We start from the raw sequence: 4,042 nt of genomic DNA on the forward strand, positions 1-4,042 counted from the left end.
TACCTGAGCTGGGGACGATCGCCGCCCGCCAGATCCCGATGGTCGTCCTCACCTCCAACAGTGAGCGCGAGCTGTCCGATGGCCTCAAGCGCCGCTGCGTTTACCTGCACATCGACTTCCCCAGTGTGGACAAGGAGATCAAGATCATCAACGTCAAGGTCCCGGAGATCGGCCCGAGGCTATCTGACGAGATCGCTCGGACCGTCAACTACCTCCGCTTCGGCCTGGCGATCAAGAAGCGGCCATCCATCGCCGAAACCCTGGATTGGGCCCGGGCCCTCCTGGTCCTTGACGCCGACCGGCTGAACGACCATCTCATCGGACGCACCGCCAATCTGCTTCTGAAGAACAAGGAGGACCTCGATGTCTTACAAAATGAGCTCCAAGAGCGTGGCATCATGAGCCGGATCGACGAGTTCCACAAGGCCGGCGGCGGCTTGGCGGCCGGCCTGAAGCCCGGGACGACTCTGGGCGCGGTCGGCACGGGGCCGGCGCCCAAGGTGCCGTCGACCCCGGGCGGAGTGACTCCCACGTTGCCGCCGTCGGTCGGCGAACCTGGGACATCCGCGCCCGCCGGCGCCGCCAAGGCCAAGCGCGGCGGCTCGCCCTTCGCTCCGCCGCCGCCACGCCGGACTGACCCGCGGTGAACGGCGGCGACGAGCGCCAGCGCTTCGTCCAGAGCTACGCCGAGGGTGTCGTCGACGTCAATGAACGCGGCGGCACCGAGGTGCCGAATTACCTCGAGAACAACCTGGTCAAGTTCATCCAGGTGTTGCGTCACCTTGGCATCCGGGCCAGTTCCGCCGAGGCCATCGAGGCCCTCCAGGCCATCGAACTGATCGACGTGTTGAACCGCCGCGAGGTTAAGTCGGCCCTCCGGGCCACGCTGGTCAAGGACCTTGACGAACAGTCCATCTTCGACCGGGCCTTCGACCTCTTCTTCGTCCCCGAGGACAAGAAGACCGAACGGATCGAGGTCCGCACCCACAAGAAGGCTGCCCGCGCCCAGCAGCTCAGGCAGGCCGAGGAAGACCTGAAGTTCCAGGGCGAGAAGCTCGCCCTGTCCGAGGAGCAGAAGGCCGCTTACGGCCGCCTGGGGGAGGGTCAGAAGCAGAAGCTCAAGGACTTCCTGACCCAATCGAGCGGTGGCCACAAGGTCGACCGGTCCTTCCAACCGATGATTGAGAACATCGTCCGCGGCCACCTCGAGCGCTGGCGTCGCCAGATGGAGACCGAGTTCCGGGTCGACGAGGACGACCTGACCGGCGACGAAGAGCTGGACGAGATCATCGAGGAGATCCTCGCCGGGACGGGGGAGGACAACGACCCCATCCTCTACGAGGACATGCGGAACATCCCCGACAAGGACATCCCCAAGGTCACCCTGATCATCAAGCGGCTGACCCGCCGGCTGGCCACGCGGATCTCGCGCCGCTACCGGATGACCCGCAAACGCCAGAAGGTCGACCTGAGGCGGACCATCCGCTCCAATATCCGTTACGGCGGCACGCCCTTCGACTTGAAGTACAAGTCGAAACGGGTCCAGAAGCCGAAGATCCTGCTGATCTGCGACATCTCCGGGTCGATGGCCCGTTATGCCAGCTTCGTCCTGCAGTTCATCTACGGACTGTCCAGCGTTGTCCGGGGCATCGAGAGCTTCATCTTCTCTGAGAACCTCGAGCGGGTGACGCCCTACTTCGATGCCAAGCGACCCTTCGAGGAGACCATGGCCGAGGTCATCAACCACAGCGTCATCTGGGGCAAGGGGACCGACCTCGTCACCTCGCTGCAGACCTTCCGGCGCTATCACAAGCAACTCCTGACCTCCGACACCATCGTCATCATCGTCAGCGACACGAAGACCCTGGCCGCCAACGAGGCGGCCGCCATCCTGGCCGGCATCAAGCGGCGCGTCCGTGACGTGATCTGGCTCAACACCTTGCCGCGCTCGGAGTGGACCGGGCTCAGCTCGGTCGAAGCCTTCCGCAAGAACTCTCAGATGTTCGAGTGCTACACCCTGGCCCATCTGGAGAAGATCATCCGCCGGCAGATGGTCATGAGGGCGTCGTGAGAGGGGCATGAGCATCTAGGCCATCCGCGAGACTCCTGGGGTGAGGTCGCGTGTATCAGCAGCTTTGAATGCCGAGGCTTTTTCAGCAATCCGGTGGCATTGTCCGTACCCCGGCCGGCGGGGCTTCCTTGAGAGTTGAGACTCGACCTGGACACCTCTTGCCGGAGGCCCAGCTACGGTGCGGGCCTCCCAACAACCTAGTGGCAATGATAGTTGCGAATAGCTGTTGCGGTAAAGCATAGAGCGGGTGGAAGTTCATACCTACCTCCAGTTGGTCGAAAGGGTCTGGAAGGACGGCCGTCCGACCCACCGCGTCGTCGCCAGTCTTGGACGCGAGGACCGGCTTTCCCCCGAACAGGTCGACCGGCTGATCGCTTCTCTGACTCCGTACAGCCAAAAGAGCGTACCGGTTGCGGAACCGGTGGATGTCGTGGAGGCCAGGGAGTACGGGACCTTGTTGGTTCTGGAGCACCTGTGCAAGAGTCTCGGTTTGGACCGTGTCCTCGGGAATCTGGCAGAGGAACGGTCCTTTGGTTTTGATCTGGAGGCGGCGGTCCGGGCGATGGTCTTCGCCCGGGTCCTGGAGCCGTCCTCCGATCGCGGGGGCCTGCGTTGGACGAAGCAGGTTTGGGCTCCGGGCCTGGAACAACTGAAGCTGCAGCACCTCTACCGTTCTCTGGACTTCCTGAGCGAGGCCAAGGGAGACATCGAAGCCCGGCTGCTCCAGGTCCTGGCCCAGCAGCTCATGGCCGATGTCCGACTGGTGCTCCTGGACACGACGAACATCTACCTCGAGGGTGAGGACCCCAAGGAGTTGGCGCAGTTCGGGTGTTCCCGGGACAAGCGCCCGGACCGGCGACAGTTCATCCTTGGCCTGTTAACGAGCCGAGAGAGGTTGCCCCTGGCCCACGTCCTGATGCCGGGGAGCACAAGCGACCTCGTGGCCATGAGGGAAGGCATCAGCTGGATCTCAAGCTCTCTTCCGGTCTCCGAGGTGATCGTCGTGGCCGACCGCGGTATGGTCAGCACTGATAACCTCAAGGCCCTTGAGAAGGCTCACATCCGTTACATCGTGGGGACCAGGCTTCGGCATCTGTCGACCCGGAAAGCTCTGGCCAGAGCGGGACGTTACAAGGTCGTCGCGAAGAACCTCAGGGTCAAGGAAGCCTGGCTTGACGGGAAGCGCTACATCGTCTGCCTGAACCCCCAGGAGGCCGAACGGGACCGCAGCGAACGGGCGAGCATCGTCGCCCACATCGAGGAGCAGATCGCCTCCCGCCGCTACGTCAGCTTCAGGGGGCAAGAGGTGAGTCTGAACCGAAGGCGATCGCCGAAGACGCCTACTACGATGGCAAGTGGGTTCTCCTTACCACTACCGACCTGCCTCCGGAAAAGGTTGCCGAGTCCTACAAGGGCCTGTGGCGGGTGGAAAGGGCTTTCCGGACATTGAAGACCCCGCTTGAGATTCGTCCAGTCTACCACTGGACGGAGAGCCGGGTCCGGGGCCAGGTGATGGTCTGCGTCCTGGCCTACCTTCTCGAACGCTTGCTCGAACACCGGCTGGAGAAGGCCGGACTCAACCTTTCCGCCGCTGAGGCCCTTGGAGCAGCCTCAAGCCTGAAGGCGGTGAAGATCGAACTCGCGTCAAAGCCGTCCTGGCGGTTAACCCGGCCGACCGATGAACCCAAGCATCTCCTGGCCAAGCTAGGTCTGGATCTACCAGCGCGGCTGAGCCTTGAGTCCCCTAGTTGGCAAAAGCAAAGAGTGAACCCCTGGCTAGCAGGGCTTTATTTCGTCAGTTGTCGAAGTCGAGTAAGAGATCTGCCAATTCCTGTGCGAAAAAAGGCCCAGGGAAATCCCTGAGCCTTGGACTATCTTGCCTCGGAGCCGAGCAGTAGTCTTCCGCCGGAGCAGAAATTCAAGAGGTCTGCGTTGCTTACAGGGGGCGCAGCACATCACTGGAGGGCCAAC

At 62.7% G+C, this 4,042-nt stretch carries 3 protein-coding genes; all 3 read left to right on the forward strand.

The window, feature by feature from the left end; genetic code table 11:
* Nucleotides 1–647, forward strand: a 647-nt coding sequence (locus tag VGL40_04215; protein HEY3314469.1) for a hypothetical protein, incomplete at its 5' end; no start/stop codon positions are given.
* The gene (locus VGL40_04220; GenBank protein HEY3314470.1) at nt 644–2,071 is read left to right on the forward strand and encodes a VWA domain-containing protein; all 1,428 of its coding nucleotides are present in this window, start codon (nt 644–646) and stop codon (nt 2,069–2,071) included. The genes VGL40_04215 and VGL40_04220, both read left to right, overlap by 4 nt.
* 247 nt (nt 2,072–2,318) lie before the next feature.
* Nucleotides 2,319–3,521 carry an IS1634 family transposase gene (locus VGL40_04225; GenBank protein HEY3314471.1) on the forward strand — a complete coding sequence of 401 codons (1,203 nt, stop codon included), beginning with the start codon at nt 2,319–2,321 and terminating at the stop codon, nt 3,519–3,521.
* Nucleotides 3,522–4,042 lie beyond the last annotated feature (521 nt).

The sequence above is a fragment of the Bacillota bacterium genome (genome assembly GCA_036504675.1).
Lineage (GTDB): Bacteria > Bacillota > Sulfobacillia > JAJYWN01 > JAJZPE01 > DASXUT01.